20 protein-coding genes and 1 pseudogene are annotated in these 23898 nt (G+C 41.4%); 14 read left to right on the top strand and 7 right to left on the bottom strand.

The genetic code is table 11. From position 1 onward, the window contains the following. Positions 1-14: 14 nt before the first annotated feature. From BGC07_RS16740 to BGC07_RS16730, 3 genes are all read left to right on the top strand, one after another. Positions 15-3191, top strand: a complete 3177-nt coding sequence (locus BGC07_RS16740; protein WP_069314207.1) for an RHS repeat-associated core domain-containing protein — start codon at positions 15-17, stop codon at positions 3189-3191. Then, a complete protein-coding gene (locus BGC07_RS16735; protein WP_069314206.1) occupies positions 3191-3685 on the top strand; it encodes an SMI1/KNR4 family protein in 495 nt (164 codons plus the stop codon). The genes BGC07_RS16740 and BGC07_RS16735 overlap by 1 nt, the downstream gene beginning before the upstream one ends. Before the next feature lie 80 nt (positions 3686-3765). Then, on the top strand, positions 3766-7191 hold the full coding sequence (locus BGC07_RS16730; protein WP_069314205.1) for a TM0106 family RecB-like putative nuclease: 3426 nt from the start codon (positions 3766-3768) through the stop codon (positions 7189-7191). Between the two features lie 94 nt (positions 7192-7285). Here BGC07_RS16730 and dcm read toward each other — a convergent pair whose 3' ends face one another. From dcm to BGC07_RS16710, 5 genes and pseudogenes are all read right to left on the bottom strand, one after another. Beyond that, a complete protein-coding gene (gene dcm, locus BGC07_RS16725; protein WP_069314204.1) occupies positions 7286-8263 on the bottom strand; it encodes a DNA (cytosine-5-)-methyltransferase in 978 nt (325 codons plus the stop codon). Then, entirely contained in the window at positions 8260-8790 is a 531-nt protein-coding gene (locus BGC07_RS19785) for a DUF3883 domain-containing protein (RefSeq protein ID WP_235603474.1), read from the bottom strand. Before BGC07_RS19785 ends, dcm begins: the two co-directional genes overlap by 4 nt. A gap of 117 nt (positions 8791-8907) precedes the next feature. Continuing rightward, a pseudogene (locus BGC07_RS19780) lies at positions 8908-9671 on the bottom strand (hypothetical protein); the annotation flags it as partial. An 8-nt stretch (positions 9672-9679) separates the two neighbouring features. Further along, a complete protein-coding gene (locus tag BGC07_RS16715; protein WP_235603472.1) occupies positions 9680-10708 on the bottom strand; it encodes a DNA cytosine methyltransferase in 1029 nt (342 codons plus the stop codon). Between the two features lie 509 nt (positions 10709-11217). Then, entirely contained in the window at positions 11218-11808 is a 591-nt protein-coding gene (locus tag BGC07_RS16710; protein ID WP_069314202.1) for a hypothetical protein, read from the bottom strand. 144 nt (positions 11809-11952) lie between these two features. On the opposite strand from BGC07_RS16710, the gene mobH reads away from it, so the two are divergent. From mobH to BGC07_RS16690, 4 genes are read left to right on the top strand one after another with little or no spacing between them, the layout of a single operon-like run. After that, a complete protein-coding gene (mobH, locus tag BGC07_RS16705; RefSeq protein ID WP_069314201.1) occupies positions 11953-14502 on the top strand; it encodes a MobH family relaxase in 2550 nt (849 codons plus the stop codon). After that, positions 14492-16330, top strand: a complete 1839-nt coding sequence (gene traD / locus BGC07_RS16700) for a conjugative transfer system coupling protein TraD (protein ID WP_139121813.1) — start codon at positions 14492-14494, stop codon at positions 16328-16330. Before mobH ends, traD begins: the two co-directional genes overlap by 11 nt. Beyond that, positions 16330-17157: a hypothetical protein gene (locus BGC07_RS20915; protein ID WP_069314200.1), complete on the top strand. Its 828-nt coding sequence runs from the start codon at positions 16330-16332 to the stop codon at positions 17155-17157. The genes traD and BGC07_RS20915 overlap by 1 nt, the downstream gene beginning before the upstream one ends. Then, entirely contained in the window at positions 17114-17587 is a 474-nt protein-coding gene (locus tag BGC07_RS16690) for a DUF4400 domain-containing protein (RefSeq protein WP_235603471.1), read from the top strand. The genes BGC07_RS20915 and BGC07_RS16690 overlap by 44 nt, the downstream gene beginning before the upstream one ends. A 39-nt stretch (positions 17588-17626) precedes the next feature. Here BGC07_RS16690 and BGC07_RS16685 read toward each other — a convergent pair whose 3' ends face one another. Beyond that, on the bottom strand, positions 17627-18115 hold the full coding sequence (locus tag BGC07_RS16685; protein WP_158006998.1) for a type II toxin-antitoxin system MqsA family antitoxin: 489 nt from the start codon (positions 18113-18115) through the stop codon (positions 17627-17629). Positions 18116-18120: 5 nt separating this feature from the next. Beyond that, positions 18121-18417 carry a type II toxin-antitoxin system MqsR family toxin gene (locus tag BGC07_RS16680; RefSeq protein ID WP_069314197.1) on the bottom strand — a complete coding sequence of 99 codons (297 nt, stop codon included), beginning with the start codon at positions 18415-18417 and terminating at the stop codon, positions 18121-18123. Between the two features lie 723 nt (positions 18418-19140). Between BGC07_RS16680 and traL the strand changes: the two genes are divergently transcribed. The 7 genes from traL to BGC07_RS16645 are packed head-to-tail and all read left to right on the top strand — an operon-like array spanning position 19141 to position 23898. Next, on the top strand, positions 19141-19428 hold the full coding sequence (traL, locus tag BGC07_RS16675; RefSeq protein WP_069314196.1) for a type IV conjugative transfer system protein TraL: 288 nt from the start codon (positions 19141-19143) through the stop codon (positions 19426-19428). Positions 19429-19436: 8 nt separating this feature from the next. Further along, a complete protein-coding gene (locus BGC07_RS16670) occupies positions 19437-20054 on the top strand; it encodes a TraE/TraK family type IV conjugative transfer system protein (RefSeq protein ID WP_069314195.1) in 618 nt (205 codons plus the stop codon). Then, on the top strand, positions 20044-20991 hold the full coding sequence (locus BGC07_RS16665; RefSeq protein WP_158006997.1) for a TraK domain-containing protein: 948 nt from the start codon (positions 20044-20046) through the stop codon (positions 20989-20991). The genes BGC07_RS16670 and BGC07_RS16665 overlap by 11 nt, the downstream gene beginning before the upstream one ends. Next, positions 20978-22258 (top strand): TrbI/VirB10 family protein, encoded by a 1281-nt coding sequence (locus BGC07_RS16660; protein ID WP_077217018.1) that lies wholly within the window; start codon positions 20978-20980, stop codon positions 22256-22258. Before BGC07_RS16665 ends, BGC07_RS16660 begins: the two co-directional genes overlap by 14 nt. After that, entirely contained in the window at positions 22258-22743 is a 486-nt protein-coding gene (gene traV, locus BGC07_RS16655) for a type IV conjugative transfer system lipoprotein TraV (protein ID WP_069314194.1), read from the top strand. Before BGC07_RS16660 ends, traV begins: the two co-directional genes overlap by 1 nt. A 12-nt stretch (positions 22744-22755) precedes the next feature. Beyond that, on the top strand, positions 22756-23181 hold the full coding sequence (traA, locus tag BGC07_RS23545) for a TraA family conjugative transfer protein (protein ID WP_069314193.1): 426 nt from the start codon (positions 22756-22758) through the stop codon (positions 23179-23181). A gap of 39 nt (positions 23182-23220) precedes the next feature. After that, positions 23221-23898: a DsbC family protein gene (locus BGC07_RS16645; protein ID WP_069314192.1), complete on the top strand. Its 678-nt coding sequence runs from the start codon at positions 23221-23223 to the stop codon at positions 23896-23898.

Raw genomic sequence — 23898 nt, 5'->3', positions numbered from 1 at the left:
CGGAAAGGTTTAACATGAAAAGAAAAAACAAGCCTCTTAGACTCAAACTTATCGCCAGCTCACTGCTCACTGTATTTGCTTTGAGCAATGTTTATGCAGAACAAGGGCAATACGATTTCACATATTCCGATAAACAAACACAATACTCGAATCCTCTTGGTGGTAAGACCACAGAGACATTCACAACGATTAACGGAAAAAAAGTCTCAACCCAAGTCATACAAACACTTCCTAACTCAAGCACACAGATAACAACAAAATATGGCTATGACGCTAACGGGCGACCGGCCTATATCAAATACCCTAATGGGGCTGAAACTTTTTACTACTATAGCGATGCAGGGCTACTCGACTCTAAAATAGAAGCAAAGGGTACACCACTAGAGCTACGAACCTCCTATCAATGGGATACAACAACTCGCTTACCAACATCTGTGTCGATTAATGGCTTTTATACAAAAAAGTTTACTTATGATAAGCATGCTCAACCATTATCAGTTACCCTCACTGACGGACAATCTTCACGAGTATGGCAATACACCTATGATAAGAATGAACTAGTATCAACATCACAAGCGCCATACAATACACCTGACCAGTTAACACACTATAAGTACGCTAATGGGCTGTTAAGCTCCATAACCAACTCTCTTGGACAAACCACAACGTTTGATGCTTATGATGCTGGTGGTTATCTAACACAAAGTACCGGAGCCAATGGTGTTAAGACAACGTATTCCTATGACCCGATGGATTTACTGACGGGGGTGACGGTTAATGGAGCCACCACACAATATAAATATGATGATGATAATCATATTTCAGAAATCGTTTTGCCCGATGGAGTAACGAAGAAATTCACATATAACTACTGGGGCCACTTAAAAGATAAAACAGACAGTCAAAGTAACCAGGTTATTTACACCTTAAACTCTCTAGGAGAGCCTATAGAGCAAACAATCAAAACCAAGGCTGGCAATAGATTAGAGAGTAATAAATACACTTATGATGGCTTTGGAAGGTTATCATCTATCATTGACGCTTATGGCAACACAATCAAGTATCAATATGATAACAGTGGTAATATTAGTTCAATCATTGATGCTCTTCAGCACACCTCAACTAGTACCTACAATGCCAATAACCAGATAGACAAAAGCACAACCGCATTAAAGCAATCTGTTAGCTATACATATGACCCTCTAGGACATATAACGAGCGTCACCGATTATAACGGGAATAAAACAACATATACCTATGATAAATATGGTGACCTTATCGAGTTAAATAGCCCTGATAAAGGTAAGATAACTTATAGCTACAATGCGGCTGGGCAATTAACACAAGAAACAGTAGCAAACGGTATCACAGCTCAATACTCTTATGATGCTCTTAATCGTTTGACCAATATTAAATATCCTCACTCAACCATCCATTACACTTTTGATCAGGGAGCTTATGGCAAAGGCCGCTTGTCGAGTGTTGCAACAGACCAATCAAATGTTGCTTTTACGTATAACCCTTGGGGCAGTGTAACTTCAGAAGCTTATACCGATGGGCAAAAGCAATTTAAAGTAAATTATGACTACAATATTGCACAACGCCTTCAGTCAATCACTTATCCAAGTGGAAAAAAAGTTACATTCAGCTATGATAACGATGGTCGAGTCAATACAGTTAAGCTAGACGAAACGGCCATTGCAACTAATATAAAGTATTTACCCTTTGGCCCAATGAACTCAATGAAACTGGGTAACGGGGCAACTCTTTCGAGAGAGTACAACCTCAATTATCAACTCACTCACCAAGCAGTCAACAATTCAAGCGATGACAGCTATATTTATGATGCAAGTGGCAGTATTACTGAATTTAAGAATAATCTAACACCGACAGAAAACAAAACCTATAGTTACGATGCAACTGATCGCCTCACTAGTGTTAAGTCACAGCTTGAAACAATCAACTATACCTATGATGCTAATGGTAATCGACTCACAGAAGCCTCATCTTCAAAAGGCCAATCAAATAATCAATACAACTCAAAAAATAATCAGCTAGTTAACTCTGCATCAAAGACTGTTACTCATGACGCTGTAGGAAACATTACTGCACTTGGTGATGAAGCCTTCACTTATGATGACCAGAAGCATTTATTAAGCGTATCAAAAGCCGGGAAACCTCTAGCTTCGTACAGTTATAACGGGTTAGGACAACGCATCAGTAAAAAATATGGCAGCAATGAGGCTTACTATATTTACGACCTTAATGGGAAATTGATAGAAATTAATGATAATGGGAAAATCACAGACTTCATCTATTTAAATAACGAGCCTTTAGCAGAAGTCACACAAGGACAAGTATATTACTTCATCAACAACTCGCTGGGGACTCCTGAATATCTCGTTGACAGCGCAAATAAATCGCAATGGCATGGCAATGTTTATCCATTTTCAGTCAATGCTTCAGGGAGCGTTAATCAGCCTTTACGCTTTGCTGGTCAGTTAGACGATGCTGTTACAGGGTTGGTTTATAACAACGCTCGAGATTACATCCCAGGTTTAGGAAGGTATTTGCAAGCAGACCCTCTTGGGTTAGCAAGCGGTTCGTTGAATAATTATGCCTATGTCGCTAACAATCCTGTAAATCTAAGTGACCCTCATGGAACTTGTATCGAAGATGCATGCATCGTTGAAGGTGCTGCTGTTGCAGCCGTTGTTGAAGAGGCTGCACCAATAGTTGCAGAAGTTGGTGAATATGTTGCCGAGGAAATTGAGCAGGGTGTTAACAGTGTAATTGAGTACTTTGAAGGCTCATCAGAACCAGCGGCCATCGCAGATGAAACTGGCGCTTCATCAGAACAAATATGTATCCCTAAAATTAATGGTAGAAATCCGATTAATAGTAAGTATGCTGGGCAAACGCATCCGTCTGGTGTAAAATTCAACGATCAAGGGTTTCCTGACTTTAGTCCTTACTCAAGAGCAGAGACTCAAATTGAGGGCTTGACTGGGAGATATAGCACTGATGAACGATTAGCTAATCAGGATATAGGACTCTCTAGTACGCCAGAAGGTTATGTCTGGCACCATGTTGAGGATGGTGAAACTATGCAACTAGTACCTAAAAACATTCACAGGGCAGCAAGGCACACAGGTGGAGCGGCAATTATCAAGAATGGTGGTTTTGATTAATGGCAGTACAAGCAAAAAATTTCAAAAGTTTGACTGATACAGAAATAAAGGCTTTTGAGGAGCGCAATAAGCTAAAAATACCACAAAACTTCATTGGATTTCTACACCGGTACAACGGTTCAACTCCGGAGACTAACAGCTTTGAGAAAACATATAGCGTTAATAATTTCATAGAGCTAAGTAAGTTTAAGGAGGAGCTGCCTAATGAACTTAACATTAAGGACTTTCTCCCATTTGCTGAAGATGGTTGTGGTAATTATTTTTTACTAAGGTTGCATGATGGTGCAATCATTTTTTGGGACCATGAAATTGAAGAACCAGACTCATTACAAAAAATAGCAAATAACATTACTGAGTTCGATAAGAAGCTTATTCGTGATGAAGAAAATATTAATGATATTATTAGTAAAAATGATGTCACTTTCAAAAAGAAGTGGATTGACCCCGACTTTGAAAGAGAAATGATAGAAAAAGGACTAATGAACAAAAAGTAATCCTAATTAAGAGAGTTATATTCAATACTAGAGCAACCCACTCAATTTAGAGTGGGTTTATCATTTTAATAGGTGGATAAATGCATTCCTTTACCTTCTCTCCATCTGACCTGACTCTTTACATGGAAAGCCCTTTTGCTCTATGGATGAATCGTTACGCAAAAGAATACCCAGACTATGCACCAACTCCTGATTCAGAAGACCTAATGGGCAATATGCTACAATCCAAAGGGGATGAGCACGAGCACGCTATTTTGCAAACCTTTATCTCACAAGGGCTAAGAGTTGTTGATCTGAGTCATGTCCATAACAGACAGGCAGCTACAATTGAAGCCATGCAAAATGGCGTTGATGTTATCTACCAAGCGGAGTTATCACTACCTCCTTTTCATGGCTACCCAGACTTCCTAGTAAAGCAAGAAGGTCAAAGTAACTTTGGCAATTACCAATATCAAATTCAAGACACTAAGTTAGCTAAAGAAGTTAAGCCACATTTCATCATTCAATTATCTTGCTATGCTGAAATGCTTGCTCAAATTCAAGGCAGCTCTTCAAATGAAGCAGTTGTTATTTTAGGCAATCAAGAACGTAAAGCATTTAGAATTCACGATTACAGTTTTTATTACCAAGCACTCAAAACTCGCTTCCTTAAAGACCAAAGCAATTTCGACACTAACAAACAGCCTAACCCAGCTTTATTCAGCTCGTGGGGTCGATGGTCAGATTATGCAAAACAGTGCCTAGTTGAGCAAGACCACTTATCTCAAGTTGCCAATATCACACGATCACAGATCAAAAAGCTCAATACAGCAGGCATTATCACGATGCAGCAGTTAGCGAATACCGATCTAAGTAGCATTTCTGGGCTAAATCATGGTGCTTTCAAACGGCTAAAAGCCCAAGCAGCAATCCAAAAAGCCAGCGCTGGCAAAGAGAAGCCTCTGTTTGAAGTTATGATTCCTGAAGTTGGTGAACTACAGGGCTTAGCTCTATTACCACCTGCATCACCATTGGATATATTTTTTGATATTGAGGGTTATCCGCTAGCAGAAGGCGGCTTAGAGTACCTATGGGGCAGTACCTACTTTGATGAACACGGAGCGCGCCAATTTAAAGACTTCTGGGCGCATAACGAGGCCGAAGAAAAAGCAGCTTTTCAATCTTTCATTCAGTGGGTGTATCGACGCTGGAAAAAAGACCCTCGAATGCACATCTATCATTATGCGAACTATGAAATTGCAGCCTGCCGTAAGTTAATGAGCCGATATGGTATCTGTGAGTATGAGGTTGATCAATTATTACGCAACGAAGTCTTTGTCGATCTGTATAAAATCGTAAAAGGTGGAGTGTTGCTGGGCGAGCCTCGCTATTCAATCAAAAATGTCGAACACCTTTACCGAGAGCAACGCGACACCGAGGTCGGCAGTGGTGGGGATTCTGTTGTTGCTTACGAACAATGGCGCAGTGCGCCGGATGGTGAGACATGGCAGAACTCTGATATTTTAAAGAATCTACGCGATTACAATATTGATGATTGCAACTCAACACAGGAACTGGTTGACTGGCTAAGAGATCAGCAGCAACAAAAGGGGATTGCTTATGCCGGACGAACCGAGGTTATTGAGGCTGAAGCAAGTGAAGAAATCAATGAGCGCACACAGTTTCGTGATCAATTGTTAAAGCAAGCTAGCGACTTCCCTGAGTCAGCAGAAGATAAGTTAACCTATAACCTTGCTTGGTTAATTGAGTTTCACCGGCGTGAGGCTAAGCCTGTATTCTGGCGACTGTTTGAGCGTTTAGGGTTAAACCACGTCGAGTTGATTGATGATTTAGATTGCTTGGCATGTTGTGAGCGCACACAGACAGCCCCCTACAAACTAACACCACGCAAAAAGAAAATGGTGTATGAATATTCCTTTGATACTCAGCAAGAGTTTAAAGCAGGCACCACTAAATACTATCTACATGGTGAGCAAAACGACAGTGGGTTTAACAAACAAGTTGACCTTTTGAGAAAAGAAAGCCAACTTGAGCATGGAGTTCTATCTGTTGAAACGTCCGAAGAGCCACCTGAAGTCATCACATTAATACCAAATGACCATGTGCCGCCAGCGCCTATTCCTGACGCGCTATTCAAACAAATTAAACGAGTTGCTCGTCATGAATGTCCACCTTGTGCAGCATTAGACTTTTTGAAACGTAGCGTTCCTCGAATAAAAGGGCATATCCTAGGAGAGCCAATTGCTCCCAGTCATGATGCGACAGAACGGCTACAACAAATTACTCAAGCCGTTTTGAGTCTAGACCACAGTTATTTGCCGATACAGGGGCCACCGGGCGCAGGCAAAACATACACAGGGAAACACATTATTGCTGAGCTGGTCAAGAAAGGACTAAAAGTTGGAATCTGTTCTAATAGCCATAAAGCGATTAATAACCTTCTTATTGGCACCGCAAATTATTGCTCTGTTCAAGGGATTCAGGGTCATTTCGCTTGCACAAAAGATACAGGCAGTGAACTAACTGAAGCAGGCATCAGCATCATCAAGAATAAAGACTTAACCGACTACGTGAAGGAAGGCTGTGTTATTGGAACAACCGCTTGGGGCTTCTCCAAAGAAGATATGGCTGACCAATTAGATTACCTCTTCGTCGATGAAGCAGGACAAGTTTGTGTTGCTAATCTGATTGCGATTAGTCATGCCACAAAGAACATTGTACTCATGGGAGATCAAATGCAGCTTGGCCAACCTTCACAGGGAGTTCACCCAGCAGAAAGTGGCTTGTCCGTTCTTGATTATCTACTGCATGAAAGCCCAACCATTGAAGATCATATGGGAGTTTTCTTGCCCATCACTTATCGAATGCACTCCAAGGTTAACCAGTTTATCAGTCATGCAATTTATGCTGGCAAGTTAGAGTCTAGCCCGGATAATGACAGGCAAGTCATCGCTGTGCCAGAGGGCTATAGTGGGATGTTGGGTAAAGAAGCAGGGATTGTCTATGTGCCAGTAACTCATGAAGGCAATAGTCAAGCAAGCGATGAAGAAGTGGCTGTAATCAAGCAGCTTGCAGAAGAGTTAATCGGACGCTCTTTCACTGATAAAAATGGCAAACAGCGTAACATTTCACTCGAAGATATGCTCTTTGTCGCACCATATAATCACCAAGTGAACCAGTTACGCAGTGCTCTTGGAGAGGCAGCAAAAGTGGGTAGTGTTGATAAGTTTCAAGGCCAAGAAGCTCCGATAGTTTTCTTGAGTATGGCTGCCAGCTCAGCGAATGAATCACCAAGAGGCTTTAGCTTTTTGTTTGATAAGCATCGTCTGAATGTTGCTATATCTCGTGCTCAATGCTTAGCGGTTGTAGTAGCAAGTCCAAGTTTGACTGAGTCGCAGCCTGCGAATGAGGCTCAAATGAATATGATTAATACATTTCTAACACTGACAAATCAAACTTCTTCTAATTCAGCCGAGCATTCACAAATGAACGAATGGAGTATGTAGTTTGAAAAATACTCAATATAACTTCGAATTAACATGGTATAACTTACATTAACAAACTAGTAATTCGATTTCATTAGTCTTTTTTTTCAGGCTGTTATCGACATTCAAAACAATTTTTTTCTAATTGTTGTGCTATATGCCACATAACAACCGGAGCCACAGCATTACCTAGCGCTTGATAATTTACTGTCTTAGAACCTGTTAATTTAAATGACTCAGGGAATGACTGAATTCTTGCAACCTCTCGTGGAGTATACATTCGGTATCTACCACCAATCTTTAACACAGGATCTGTACTATTCAAACTCACTTTAGCTAAATGTGCGCTTACTGTGTTGCTAGGGCCTTCAATGCATTGAGCTCTTCCTTTGTTCATTATTTTATAGTTCTTTGTGTTTTTTAATCCTTCAACTGCTCTCTCACTGAAATAATATTTTTCTTCAATTGTTTCTTCTGCATCAAGAATCTTTTTTATTGGTACATAGCTTGAGCTGTTTCCCTGTGGGAACTCGAATTTCAAATAGTCTTTCTTTCTTTTGAATCCAACTATGAATACACGTTCTCTTTTTTGAGGAACACCAAATTTTACAGAGTTAAGCACTTCATATTTTACGTAATATCCGGCTTTTTGGAACTCACTAATTATTAAAGGAAATGCTCTTTTTTTATTTGCTGAAAGTATGCCTTTTACATTTTCTGCAACAAAAAATCTAGGTTTGTGATGCTTAAGAATTCTACACATCTCAAAGAATAATTTCCCTCTGTCATCCTTAAACCCCAGTCTTGGAGGATTTTGCGCAGAAACTGAAAATGCTTGGCATGGGAACCCCCCTAGCAAAATATCATGTTTAGGAATCTGATTTTCTTTTAATTCAGTTACATCTTTATGCAGACATTTATGATCGAAGTTGTTGTTGTAAATGTCGCAGGTTGGAAGATGAAAATCCATAGCGAACTTTATGCTGAATAAATTTCTTTTATAAAAATTATTTAGATAATAAAACCCACCTAACAAGCCTAAGTCCATCCCACCCAAACCTGAGAAAAGGGATACAGCTGTTAGACTTTTCATAGCAAAACCTCTTCAAAATTACCAGCTTTTTCATCATAAGTGATATCAGCCCCATGCCTTGGAGTCATGTTAATAACATCATTTTTATACAAGCCTACAGGATTGCGCATAATAAAGAGGGATACGGTATTTGACGAAATCATTAACCTATATATATAGTAGGCATCTCTAAAAGTGTTAGCAGCTTCCCATTCGTTGGGAGTCATATGAAAGCGCTGAATGCTAAGTTTGTTTCGGCTAATCGTCGTTTTAACTTCAATACAGCGTTTATTTTCTGTTGTTCCTTCATGTGAAGCTACATCGAACCCCAAAGCAAATTCTTCCGGGATTTTTTTGACTTTTTTCGCTAAATCTGGTCTTTCTATATTAGTTAGTCTAATTTGCTCATGCTGAATAGTAATTGCTTCTCCAACATCACCAATATCTTTAGTTCTAATTTTTTTTCTAATTTCTTGCTTTCTTCTTATGCTGTTAAGGAGTTCGACTATGAAGCTACTTTCTTCTTGTTCTTCAGCTTCCGGCTCCACAATTTTAAAAATGTCGGTTTGGAATATCTTTGAATTTAACCCTGTGTTTACATACTTGAACCAAGCTATTTGTGTTTTCGAGATATCTTGAGTTACTAAATCGGTTTTCCCATAGAGCCCTTCATATGCAGGAAAGTACTCTTCATTTGTAGTAATCGCATTAATAACTTCTAGCTCTATAGTTCTTGCATAGTACTTACCATTCGGCTTTCTATCTACAAGATTTGCTAGCTCCATATAGTCAAGAATATCGCCAGCATATCTCACAACATCGCCACGGCAATCATACTCTGAACCAGAATCCCTGTTAGCTGTAATCAGCTGGATAGTCTCTGAAACTGTGCGTCCATCTCTAACTACTCTCAAATCATTAAATATACAATGCGTTGCCTCTTGTTTAGAAATTCCAAACTTTTTTTTGTAGCTTTACTAGCTTCTATAAGAAGCTTTAGTATGTACTTTACAGGCTTAAATTTTACACCATTTTCTATCAATTCACGGACCCTATCTGGTTTAAGGTGTCCTCCAGGATATTGAAATTTAAAACAAAAAAACCTAAAAAACTCGATCAAATCCTGCTCTTCATTTAAAGTATAAGCCATCTTGCTTGGCTTGCTTCTACCATCTTCACTATATTCTACTAGACCAAGCAGAGCGCTTATTTCAGTTCTCCAATTATCTATAGTTTTCTTGGCTTTCAATGCATTCCCGGGAAACAGTTTAATTGCCTGACTCAGGCGCTCAGAAAACTCATCATTTGGCAACTCCCCAATAGTACAAATCTCACTGGCCATATACAAAAGGACATTTTCCCTGTTGTTTTTGAATCTTGGCCTACAATGGTGAAGTCTAATATGAAACTCTTCTGGAACCTGATACATTGCAACCCCTATAAATGCTTTTTCAACTGTTCGCCCAATACTCTTCCTAAAATGGGTGGGACAGCATTACCTACTTGCTTATATTGGCTTGTTTTTGAACAAAGGAAAACGAATTTATCTGGAAAAGATTGTAACCTAGCGGACTCTCTCACAGTAGGGACTCTGTTGAACTTGTAATGGAAGTGGTGGCGATGGCCAGTGTCTATAGTTAGGCTAGGCTTTTGGCTATTATACCTTGTCCATGCTATATTGACGTTTCTGATTCCCTTCAAGCTATCAGGCAAAGCCTTGTAGTTACCTCCATCTGGAACCAAAGATATAATTGAAACGGTTTTTTCAGTATGTTTTGTAGTTTCATGATTAAACACACCACTCGAACCAACTCTCATTTCAGCTTGATACAACGATTGACTTTCTAGTGGGTACTTAGCTCCATCCATTATTGATGATTCTACTAAATCAGATATAGCCTGCTCACAGCTTATCTTATTTTTCATATGAGTAGGTGAAGGAAAGTCAAATTGATCACCGCCCAATAGACCAACCATAATAAAGCGTCTTCTGTTCTGCGGCACCCCAAAATCAGAAGCTAATAAGTTGCGATGAGAAACTGTGTAACCTATACTCTCAAACTCTTTTACAATAGTATCCCTTATTTTTCCCTGATTCATTGAAGCTAGATTAGGTACATTTTCCATAATGAAAGCCTTAGGTTTAAAATGATCAACAGCTTTTAAAAATGCTGTATATAGTTTATTTCGAGGGTCATCTGGGTCTCTTTTCCCTGATATAGAAAAGCCTTGACAAGGTGGGCCCCCAACAATCAAATCAACCCCAGTTGGAAGATACCGATTGCTAACTTCATCAAAATTTACCTCAGACAAATCTTGACAATGTGTCTCAGAGTCTATATGGTTCGCCTTAAAGGTTGTTAATGCATCTTGCCAAATGTCAATACCAAGCTCAATATCAAAGCCAGCTTGCTCAAGGCCTAAAGAGAGCCCTCCACAACCACAAAATAAATCTAATACCTTCAAAACACACCTCTCTGAAATTTATACAATGAGAATATACAGGATAATACATAGATATCAATTATTTTCTGAGTGGATTTAGTTGGCCACATTCCCATTTTGTAACACTTTGAGAGTGTCTCATATTTAACCTAAACTATCGTCTTAACTAAGTTTGTGGTGCTATCCCATTGATAGTGTTTTTCAACTATTTTTTTGCGGCAATGGCTTCCTTTTGTGGTAGCGGTAGATTCTAATTAAATATTATCCATTAAAATCAATCACTTAAAATTTAATTCATATAGCTATATTGCTTCAGAAAGGCCTTGTCCCATACGAAATCTCCAAAACCATATTATTAGTTATACATTCTTCAGCATAGACAAGACTTTTCTGGCTAGTTATAACCCTAACGCCGCGCTCAACTTTTTTTAAAGCCTGATGTTATCTAGCCTTATAAGCTAGTCATTCATAAATTAACAACCTAAAAGCAAGCTATACCGTGCCCTCTAGGTGAAAAGTTGAGCACAGCGTTAAGGGTTTAAATTAGAGCACGGCCTAGCCTTAAACAACACCCTCGGCAAATTCTTCACCCCAGACTGCTTCACCACTAGCCTGTCCAACACGGACATTGGCGCAGTCTTATAACAGTAATGCGCCCAAGCTGCCTTATAATCCGCAAAATTATAAGGCGGTGGCGAGCAGGATTTGAGCATGCTTTGCGGAATCCCTTTATTTTCACCTTGAATCGCAACCGCAGACCAGTCATCAAATATCATGTCTTGACCTCGGTTACAGTAACGATACCAAGGCCCAAGGTATAGCTCATGCTCCACTTGCTGAACTGTCGAGATTGATTGAGCGGCAAGGTTTTTGTTGTTTTTTGCAGGAGTTTCCTCTTCTGGGTTAGTAAGGCGTGGCTCATCAATTACATGAATATAGTCCGGCTCTCTAAGCGCCGCGCCACCACGTCCCATATTGCCCCATTCAACCGTTAAATAACGATCAGTGTTTAAGTGCTCATTATTACTCGGCACATAGCTATGAGGTGCAGGCTTTTCAGGCGGTGTTGTACATGCAGCCGTAAGCGCAGTGAGCATCATTGGCAACCAAAGTTTCTTCATTCCAGTTCTCTCAGTGATTCATCGTGCTTCTAGTCTACGATCACTTTTTTACAGCTAACCCCGGCTTCATGTTCATTTTTGGTTCCAAAGCCGGGGTAAAAGGCAAATTGGTCGTGTGATCATAGTGCTAAACAAGGGGGAAGCATGAAGATCACACGCAAAATTAAAAATATCTGGTCAGCGTTAATGGCTGAAGAGCCACCGACGAAGAAACTAAAAGAAGAGGCTAAGCCACAACCAACCGAACAGCCTGTCACCATCGATATGATTCGCAAAGGTCATTTTGATGATGATAAAGTCCCTCGCTATCCACCTTTTGCAGAGGGTATTCCCTTTAAATCTTTAGAGCAGGTGATTGCCACACAAAAAGATTGGATAAGCCGGATTCAACTTTCGATTGGTTTTCCTGACGAAGATTTTAATCGCTGGGTGATGCCTGTGATTCACAGCTATGCATCTTTTGTTCACTTATTACCAGCCTCGCAAATGCACCACCATCGAGGAGCAGGAGGCTTGTTTCGGCACGGACTTGAAGTCGGCTTTTTTGCAACACAAGCCTCGGAAGCAGTGATATTTACAATGGAAGGCACACCACGTCAACGCCGTCTGAATGAACCTGTTTGGCGACTTGCCACCTTTTATGCTGGCTTACTTCACGATGTCGGCAAGCCGTTGTCTGATTTGTCCGTTACTGACAAAGAAGGCACGCAGCGTTGGAATCCTTATGCAGAATCACTGGCAGACTGGGCGGTATCGAAGGGTATTACTCAGTACTACTTGCACTGGCGACACAGTGAAAACCGCCACAAACGTCATGAGCAATTTTCTGTACTCAATGTCGAGCGCATGATTGGCAAAGAGCGTTTGGATTATTTGGCTGAGAGCGGCCCTAAAATTCTACAGGCCATGCTTGAAGCCATTTCTGGTGCAGAAACCACACAGCAAATTGCCAAGCTCATGAAACAAGGTGATCAAATGAGTGTGAAGCGAGACATGGAAGCCAGTCGTCTTGAAGTTGACCAATTCTCCTATGGAGTGCCCATTGAAGCCTATTTGTTTAACGCCATGAAAACCTTGCTCAATGAGAAAACATGGAAGGTGAATGAACCCGGTGCAAAAGTGTGGGTACTAGAGCAGGGGGCATTTATTGTTTGGGAAAAGGCGGTGCCCGATATTATGGAGGTCATCAAAAAAAACCAAGTGCCGGGAGTCCCTAGCAATGCAGAAACGCTTGCCGATATTTTAATCGAGCGTGGCCTAGCTGTTGCGAACTGCCTAGAAAATGAAGTGCAGTATAAGTTTTGGAAGATCAATCCAAAAATCAAAGTCAATGAGCAAGAGGTTGAATTTAAATTTTTAGCTCTTCACTTGGAATCTCCTGAACTCATCTTTCCCGATGTTGTGCCTAAAGCCGTGGATGGTGCAGTTGAAATGCTAGAAGATAAAAGCAAGTCAGATACGGACACAGAAAATAATACTCAGTCCAACACGAACATTGAGCTTAACTCTCAGTCACAAACGGACATTGAAATAAAAGATGAATGTCAAAGCGTGACAGGCAAGCCACAAACAATTGATGATCTATTAAAAATTGCCGGAGTAGAGGATGAAGAGAACCATTCTAGCGACAGCGATGTAGAACCTCCTCTGGAAAGTTATTCGGCTGATCTTGAGCACAATGATGAAGACAACACAGAGCCTCCACCTCTCGATTATCTTTTTGAGGAGTCAACGTGTTCGCATGAAAGCAATGACCAGAACGAAGAAAGCTCATTGGAACAGGTGCTCGCACAAGCAGAGAAAAACAATAATTCTGCTTTAGAGGTTGATTGCTCGCATGCGAGCAATTCTAACCCCTTAAACATTGACGAGGTTGTTGGTGATGTTTTAAGTAATTTAAATCAAAACCAAGCCTCTAAAAATGTTAATGACACAAATTGCTCGCATGCGAGCAAAATAAACGCCTTAAACAAAAAAGAGAATAACAGTAAAGCAACTAAAGAGTCTTTAACCAAAAAACCTGTTATTGATGCAGAATGTTCGCATGCGAGCATTTTTTTAGTCAGAAACAAAAAATCAAAAAAAGAAGCCGACTTTCTAAATGAAGCCAAGCTTGCGATACAGTCTTATCCAGATCATCATGTCTTGCTCACTCTCCTTGAATCTCTAATTAATCGCAAACAACTCAATGAAGGGCTTCGACAAAATAACGCTCAGTTTATTTTGATTGAAACTATTGCCTTTGAAGGTGTGGATGAAAAAGAGTGTATTGCTCAACTCTTCTCATCAGGAATTGCTGTATTTAACCCTGCATTTCCTATTTCCCAAGCCACCGAATATAAAGCCATTAATGCACGAGGGGTCGCTTTATCAAAGCCAATATCACAAGAATTATTGCGCTTGCTAGAAAAGTATCAATTAAAACTGACCAAGAAAAAAAGCCAACGTAAAGGGTCAGGCGGCACAAAAGATTTAGCCTCAGAGGTTATCGAAGACATACTCACGCGCAAAGAGCGCTATGTGAAAAGCCCAATCTATGAAGATAAAGACTGGTATTACCTTTCTTTGGAGAGTTTAGAAAACGATTTAAAAACCATAGGAGTCAGCTTGTCTTCGCTGAAAATGTCATTCCGCCTTGATTCACGAATCAAAATTGAAAACCAACAACTATTTGTGAGGAAAAATGGCCATTAAATATAATCCACTCGAATACGATGTCACATGGCGACCCAACTACGAATTTGCCATTGTTGCAGGTTGGGGCACTGCTGCACTGGGCTGTCTTGGCCTAGCAGAACTAATGGGACAACCGCTCACGTCAGCTTTTATTGCCAGTTCAGTTTGTGCTCTACTTGGCTGCACCCGTTTACGCCAGGCAGTTCGTTTATACAAGATACAAAAACATGTTCATGGACGTGCTTTGGAATTTATAACCCTCGATGAAGTGAAAGATTTAATCGAAGGACACACTGACCAGCTCTGGCTTGGGTATGGCTTCCTATGGGAGAACACACATGCTCAACGAGCATTTGAAATATTAAAGCGCAATCAGAGTGAGATATTAAAGCGTCACAACAAAAGCCCTGATATGGGGATGACTTGGATACATGGGTTAGAACATCAGGAACATAAAGTCTATCAACCTATGAAACATGTTGAAGGGCATACATTAATCTTAGGCACTACAGGCTCAGGCAAAACACGTTGTTTTGATACTTTAGTTTCACAAGCCATATTACGCAATGAAACGGTAATTATCATTGACCCGAAAGGAGATAAAGAATTATGTGATAATGCAGAGCGCGTTTGCAAAGCAATGAATCAGCCTGAACGCTTTGTAAAATTCCATCCAGCATTTCCTGAATCGAGCATTCGCTTAAACCCCTTGCGTAACTTTAGCTCAGGCACCGAACTCGCCAGCCGAATTGCCGCTTTGATTCCCAGCGAAGGCGGTGGCGACCCTTTTAAAGCCTATGGACAAATGGCGCTCAATAATATTGTGCAAGGCTTACTCTTTACAAACACTCGTCCTGACTTAAAGGCATTGCGCCGCTATATCGAAACAGGGGAGGCCGGACTCGTCGTTGATGCAATTAGTGCTTATGCATTACGTGTCATCGGTGAAAGTTGGTTAACAGAAGCGGCAACTTATTTAGATCGTGCGAAAACACTACAGTCAAAAGCAGCAATGCTAATGAAGTATTATCAAGAAAAAATCCAACCCCACTACCCCAACTCTGACCTAGAAGGGTTATTGGGTATGTTTCAGCATGATAAAACCCACCTCTCTAAGATGATTGCGTCCTTATTACCAATTTTAAATATGCTGACATCCGGTGAAATTGGTCATTTATTATCACCTGACGTGAATGAATCCAGTGACACCCGGCCTGTGATGGATAATTCAAAAATCATTAATAATGGCATGGTCGCTTATATTGGTTTAGATTCTTTAACCGATGGCATGGTCAGTGCCACCATTGGCTCCATTTTTCTCTCTGACTTAACCGCAGTGGCTGGCAATCGCTATAACTATGGTGTCAATAACCGACCTGTAAATATCTTTGTTGATGAGGCCGCGGAGGTCATTAACGACCCTTTTATTCAGCTTCTTAATAAAGGCCGTGGCGCAGCGATGCGTTTATTTGTTGCTACTCAAACCATTCCAGACTTTACCGCACGACTGGGAAATAAAGATAAGGCGCTACAAGTACTTGGCAATATCAATAATGTATTTTCACTGCGTATTAATGACCCAGATAGCCAAGAGTTTGTTGTCAATAACATCCCTAAAACGCGCGTGAAATATGTGATGCGAACGCAAGGCATCTCCACAAATACCAATAACCCAGCCACTTTTGGCGGCAACACAGGTGAGCGACTTATGGAGGAGGAAGCTGATTTATTTCCAGCGCCTCTTTTGGGAATGCTCCCCAATCTCGAATATGTCGCCAAAATTTCAGGCGGCTATATCTACAAAGGCCGACTTCCTATTCTTGTTGAAAATAAGGAGACTCATTAATGTTCACAGAAGATCAAATTTATGGAACACCACTTGCTGAAATGCAAGTGATGAGGCAAAACCGCAGTCATACACTGCATTTTCGCTATCCTAATGCTAAGCGTGTGCCTCGGTCACGCTCTGACTATTACCCCCTATTTTGTGTATTAAAAAAACGGTGGCCATTAGAAGCCGATGAATTAGAACAGCTTCATAGCCAGTGGCGCTATGCAAAGGATACCACTCAACAATGCCTTCGCATTGTTTCTGAGCATTTAAGAGGCCACCGCCCCAGTTGGCGCAATGACCCGATAATTTATTCAATTTTCAGCTATGCCATTCATCACTATGCATATGCTCGATTTGCATCTGACCGTAGAGATCACCCAAGTGCACTTTCATTCGCTATTTACATTGATGCGCTTTGTGAAGCTATTTGCAAAACAATGCAGTTCAAAGTCGTTGATGAAGCTCGTGATGAGTCTTGGACATTGGACGATAAAATTCCATTTTCATTCTGGTTAGGCATACGCAACGATAAATTTCTGATCGTTGAGCCTTATCAATACCGTGATGAGGCCGCAATTCGCCGTTGGCTCGTCGATGAGTTCATTGTTGGTCGTGCAGAAATTATTATGAAGAGGTTTGACTATGAAAAAGTCCTTGAAACTGGGAATCTGGTTACTAATATTGGAAATATTAATCGTGAGCCTTTGTTTGCCCAGCTCACTCGTCAAGAATTGCTCGGTCAAGGAGGCAGAATACGTTTCCGCAAGCTTGGGGAAAAACGAAGAACTCTGGATAGTGAGCCAATCGACAACATTATTCCATTCCCTTTTCGTGACTAGCGGTATATATCAAACCTTACATCATTTTTTTATTCCTCCCAAAGAGGTGCTACAAAAAGATGATTTTAAGCGTATTAGTTCACCTTGGTATCAATGGGTTGATGGGCGATTACAAACGTTTGCCTATGTCATTTATCAACTTATCTTGCGAGTGATTTTATTCGTGGCGTTATTACCCTATCTCAGCGTACTGTTTCTGGCTGCACTTTTTGACGGAGTGATGACCTGGAAACTTAAACGCACTAACTTTGACTATACAAGTCCCGTATTTCATCGCTTTGGTTGGAATTTATTTACACATTTGATGCTAGGACTCATGATGCTGTTTTGGTTGCCTTTGCCCTTGCACCCATTACTGATTTTTATTGTGATGATTATCGTCTGTGTCGTATTTGGGTTTTCAGTAGGACATGTACAAAAACGAATCTAAGATGACAAGAATATTGGTCGTAACAGGCCAATATTCAAATTAGCCTGCTTTTTTTGTATTGATAAAATACTCACCATGCTCATCAAGAAATACGTCATGCTCTTTGATAATGCTGTTAAGTGACTTCTCAATACTATCTAACAACGCTTTATTTGTTGATAGCGTATAAAGTAATACGCTCACTGTTTTAGGGATTTGAATTTCACCACGTTCATATTTACCGAAAGCAGACGGGCCACCACCAAAATACTCTCCGGCCTGTTCTTGCGTCCATCCTAATTTCTTCCTTGCTTTTCTCACTTCATCAGGAGTTAATACTTTATCAATCACTGCTCTAGCGGTTGCCATATCTTTTAAAGACGCTTTGTTGTCCGCAGGAGTTATAACAGCATCATCACAACGATCACACCATAAAGCAGGTTGGTTGATATAAAACTTTTCCTCTTTATAGGTATACTCAGTGCGTCGTGCTTCATGGACTGCGCCTTTAGCACCACACAGAGGACATCTTTGTGTTTTATTACTCATCACCATCACCTCTCTTTGAACGAAATAATCGTTTCTCCTGTTTCTGGGTTTTTTTGAAACTTAATATATAACCCAATGCCATTATATATGGGCTTATAAACATCTTGCCATGCAGTAAAACCCTCTGTGTATGGCTCCATCGTTTTGAAAAAGTCATCACTGGTTAATGCTTGAATCGCAGCAACCACATCGCTCTGAGTAAAGCCCAATGCTGTATACCCACGCACTGCCAATACAGTCATAACCAAGTTCGCAGGACAATTAAAAATGGCCTTGAGCGTATCAAGAGAATAGGTCGGCATCTCTCTGCATTCTTTACTCATGCTATAGTTTAGACCCAAAATCTACCAATATGGTAGATCATAACCAAACTTGAGCTAAAAATCTACCAATATGGTTTATTTTATATAGAAAAAATTACATAAAAGGTAATGAGAATAGAGCCAAGGCGGAGGGGTGGTTCCGCCTAGCTTGCTTGCTTTTTGTTTGTTTTAGTCTTTTTTGTCCCTGCAACTTCCAATGTACGGCCTATCCATCAGCCATTCTCTATCCATAATGAGCATCCAGCTCTGGCACGTTGCCGCTCTTCCTAAGCAACATAGCTAATCCGTTAGCTTTGGTGCCATGACCACTCCTGTGGCCAAATTCTGTAACATGTCTTCCTTTACTCGCTCAGTCCATTGAGCCTTTTCCTTTGCGGTTATCCTTACCGCTTGATTACAATGTACCACTCACAAGTTTGAGGACAACCACTCAAAAACATAAAAATGCGGTGAGACTTTATCTAAAAACCATAGAAGCAAGATAAATCAATAGGTTGCAGCCTTTTTTGCGTTACATCAAAAGCAAAAATAGCGCATCTTTCCTACACCCGTGTGAGATATATCTCACAAGCCTCCAAAAAAGCACTCAACGATTAAGTACATTCAATCGACGCTGCAAGTCAAAATTTGGTCTTTTAGCCCAAGTGCAAGCCTATGTTCCTGATTGACAATGAAGCAAGCCAATAATTTAGGAGCGTATTTATGAAGCCCATTGAAATTCCTCGTCGTGTTGATGAACCTCCTCACTTGCTCCTGTGGAGCATGGATGAGTTCTTGCCCATAGGCTTAGGTCTAGTTTTTGGGATTATGTTAGCCAGTGTTCCTATTTGCCTTGGCATCGGCTTGGTCATTGCTCATGTTTACAAACGCTTTCGTGACCAGTTTCCCGATGGGTATTTGTTACATCTTTTATATCGCTATGGATTCGTCAACCTCTTTGCTCGCTCACGCACTTTAATGAATCCCTTTGCCCGTATTTTTTATTCATAGGTGACACCATGAAGCTTGCTAACTACTTAAAAACATGGAAAGGAACAAAAGCAGAAAATCGTTGGAGCCGTTTATTCATCGCATTACTTCTTTTCATCAGTTTGATATTGATTGTTGCGGTATTGAATAAAAAAACCATCGTCATTATTCAACCCACAACACTCACTAAAGAAGCTCAAGTCAGCATTAACAGTGCTTCAGAGTCCTATAAGGAAGGCTGGGCCATGTTTTTAGCTGAACTCACAGGCAATGTCACACCAGCCACTGCCTCTTTTATTCAGGATAAGATCGGGCCACTGCTCGACCCTAAAATCTACCGTGAAGCGGTCAAAGCGATGCAAACACAGGTCAAGCAAATCAAGCATGATGGCATTACCTATCGCTTTGAACCCAAACAAGTCATTTACGAGCCTCAAAGCAACAAAGTGTTTGTTGAAGGCATTTCTTATCAAACCGCAACGACAGGCGAGACAGTCAAAGACGAGAAGACTTATGAGTACGTGATTGACATTGTGAATTACCAGCCGCTCATTCGCTACATCGATGTTTACCAAGGCCCACCTAAAACACTGCCTTACCTTAGAAAACTCAACGCCATGCAGCATGGAGTCAAACATGATGCTTAAAAAAATCACCTTGCTGATCAGCTTGCCATTAGTTGCCAGTGCCAATGTGCTACCTGACCTCCCCATTATGACCACAGCTTCTCATTCAGCACAAACCTGCTCAATCAATAAAGACTGTGATCATAAAAAGGGCACTGCGCCCATCAGTCACACCATCACACCACGACATGCTGTTTTTTCCAACGATGTGCCACTACGTGCTTCATCACAGGTCAGCTTAAAGCCCGGTATGAACGAAGTGCTTCCCATTGCATTAGGACACGCCAATCGAATCGTGACTCCATTTTCGTCACCCAAAGTCATCAAGATGGACAGCTCAACCACCATCGACATTAAAGACAATGTGCTTTATGTCGCCACTGAAAACCCAGCTCCGATCACACTGTATATTCGTGATGCCGGTTCAGAGTCGGTGGCTTTATCAATCACATTAGTGCCTAGACGTATTCCACCGCAACAATATGAACTCAACATCAAAGGTCAACAGCACTACAACTTCAGCAATAAGAAAGCGCAACGCTGGGAAGAATCCCAACCCTATATTGAGTCGCTACGCCTAGCATTACGTGACACCGCTTTGGGTAAAGTGCCGAGCGGTTATAGTCTTGGAAAAACACAGCCCAACGATGCGCTACCTCACTGTGCTCAACCCGGACTATCCTTTAGTTTTAATGGTGGCCAAACCATTGCAGGGCACCATTTTAAAATTCTGGTAGGCACCGTTCACAACGCCACACCCAACCCCATCGAACTCAAAGAATCTTCCTGTGGAAATTGGAATGTTGCAGCCGTTGCCGCATGGCCAAATGTTTTTTTAACCTCTGGCCAGTCCAGTGAGATTTATGTGGTGATGAATATGCCTCATCAATCGTTCTCTCAAGAGAGTCAACGGCCTTCGCTATTAGAGCAAGGAGGAGATCAACATGGGCATATTTAAACGGTTTTGGTTCAGTCTTAATCCAAAGTTTCGACGCTATGGCATGATTGGTGCGGTGTTAATTTCTGCAATTGGGCTGGTTTCTTTTTTTTCAGGAGGCTCTTCCAAAGCTCAAAATACCTCACGCCAAGCCACCATACGTCATGTTTTGACCGATAGCAGTCCACACAATTTCACAATGGATCAAATCGCCAAAAACATTGATGAGCTGCGCCGTGAAGGGCTAGAAAAGCAGCAACAAATTAAACAACTCAACGCGCAGTTACTCAAAATCAAAAAAGATTCATCAAATGCTTCCAAAGAGCAATATAAACAGCTCAGCCAAAAAATAGCCTACTTACAGGAGGAAAATAAACAACTGAACTCACGCATGCACCAAACAGGTGTTCAAACCATTGCCAATACGCCTCACTCTGAAGGTGATCATTACTTAAACCACCCGATTAATTGGCAAGATAAAAACGCGATTTTCGCCAATGCCCCCTTACCTCAATTGCCTGAAGAAAAGTCGAAAGAGGGGAGTATCACTTCTGTGCAAACCTACAGCGCACCAAAGCTAGATGACATTGGCAACAAAGAAAAAAGTGTGGCGCAAGACATGCAAAAAGATGACTTCTTATATATTCCAGCAGGCTCTATCCTGACAGGAACATTAGTCACGGGCATGGATGCACCCACCAGTGATGGCACTCAAGATCACCCTTTTCCTGCCTTGTTGCGCTTACAAAAAGAGGCCATTTTACCCAACAAATACAGTGAGGACATTAAAGAATGCTTCTTGCTCGTCGGCGGTTATGGTGACTTAAGTTCAGAACGTGTTTATCTGCGCGGCGAAACCCTGTCTTGTGTTCGTAACAACGGTGATGTGACTGAAGCTGAACTCAAAGGCTATGTTGCAGGAGAAGATGGCCTTGCCGGAGTGAGAGGGCGCTTAGTGTCACGCCAAGGCCAGCTTATTGCCAAGTCTTTTGTCTCAGGTTTCTTTGGTGGACTCGGTGAAGGCTTTCAAAAAGTGCCCGTGCCCACCATTAATTTTAGCAACGGTGATGCCGGTAGCTCCGTGCAATATCAATCCATGATGTCCCAAGGCATGTTCCAAAGTGCCGCAGCAAAAGGGGCAGGGGACTCACTTAAACGCATTGCTGATTTTTACATCAAGATGGCTGAAAAAATGTTCCCCGTGATTGAAATCAGTGCCGGTCGTCAGGTCGATGTGATTTTAGAGTACGGCGTAAAACTCAAAGTGAAAGCAGGAGATCAAGCCTAATGCGTGTTTTAGTTCTTGCTGCATTAGCAGTAGCCACACTATCAGGTTGCTCATCAATGTTTGCTATTGGCAACGATGATTTTGGTTGTAAAGGCATGCCAGACGGCATGATGTGTCAGTCTGCACGTGACGTTTACCACCAAACCAACAATGGCAACGTGCCATTACCCATGCACCCTAAAAAAGAAAACTCAACAGAGGAGAGTCATCAAGAAGCAACAATCACCAATGTTTCAGACAACCGAAGCCGTGCTTATATTGCACCGACTTTAGATGAAGGGCCAACACCTATCCGCACGCCAGCCAAAATTATGCGGATATGGGTTGCACCTTGGCAAAGCAAAGACGGGGACTTGAATGTGCCCGGTTATGTCTATACAGAGATTGAGCATCGTCGTTGGGTTATAGGTAATGATCAAGCCGAAAGCTCACCAACCGTGTTCCATCCTCTGCAAACCGTTTCATCAACAAAAAAACATAAATAATTAGGAGGCACTATGTTCGCCAATTCAAACTGTATTTCACCTGAACAAAAAGAGACCCAGCGTGTTGCGCTCTACGCATTTTATGCACTGACTCTCATCGCGGCATTTTTCTTTTTCATTGAACCTGCGATTGCAGGCTCGATTAACGCCGATGGCACACCCGGCTCGAACCCGAACAGTGACTTTGATGCCATATGGACAAAACTCAAGGATTGGGTCGATGGCTCTTTGGGGCGTGTTGTCTGTGGCTCAATGGTCTTGGTCGGTATTGTGGCAGGGATTGCTCGCCAATCCATCATGGCACTGGCAACAGGAACAGGCGGTGGTGTGGGCTTGTATTATTCACCCCTCATCATTGAAAAACTGTTCTCTGCCACTTTAGACGGCCTGCCTCATTATGCGCCGAGCTTAATCCACCTAAGCAACGGACTTTCATAAGCGTGGGGATTCTCCCCACTTTTTTCAATGGAGTTTTCTATGTTAAAAAAATTAATGGCCTTTACCCTTACTACACTTATCAGTGCTCAGGTTTTTGCCGAAGCCCCTGCTAAAATCAACCATATCTTTACTCTACCCATTAAAAGCATGAAAGTAGTGGACTCAAACGGTGAACTCTATTTTATGTCTGAAAATGGCCGCTATGTTTTTCGTGGTGAGTTGTTTGATGCTTGGTATCGCAAAGAAATTGATAATGTGAAAGACCTACAACAAACAGCCAACCGTTTAGATTTTAGCAAAATGGGCATTAAGCTCGATGGCTTAGCCACTTTAACTCTTGGACATGGCCCTAAAAAAGCCACTCTATTTGTAGACCCTCGCTGCCCTTATTGTCACGGTGTACTCAAAGACGCTCAACATCTAGTTAATGACTACACCTTTACTGTTGTGCCTGTACCTGCTTTGGGGGATAAATCTAATCAACTTGATAAAGTTTTAGCCTGCACAGCCAATAAGAAAAAAGCATTAGAGGCGCTGATTAATGAAAAAATAGACCAATTACCCCAGTCAAAAAAAGACTGTGACCTCAGTGCTTACAATAAAACACTCGTCACAGCACAAGTTTTAGGAATCAATGGAGTGCCTGTGGTTATCGCTCCCGATGGCAGAATGATGCGTGGTCGCCCTCTAAACCTTAAACGCTTTTTGGAGGCATAG

The sequence above is a fragment of the Piscirickettsia litoralis genome (assembly GCF_001720395.1).
GTDB lineage: Bacteria > Pseudomonadota > Gammaproteobacteria > Piscirickettsiales > Piscirickettsiaceae > Piscirickettsia > Piscirickettsia litoralis.
The sequence above is the reverse complement of the archived record's forward strand: the minus strand, read 5'-3'. Positions and strand labels throughout refer to the sequence as shown.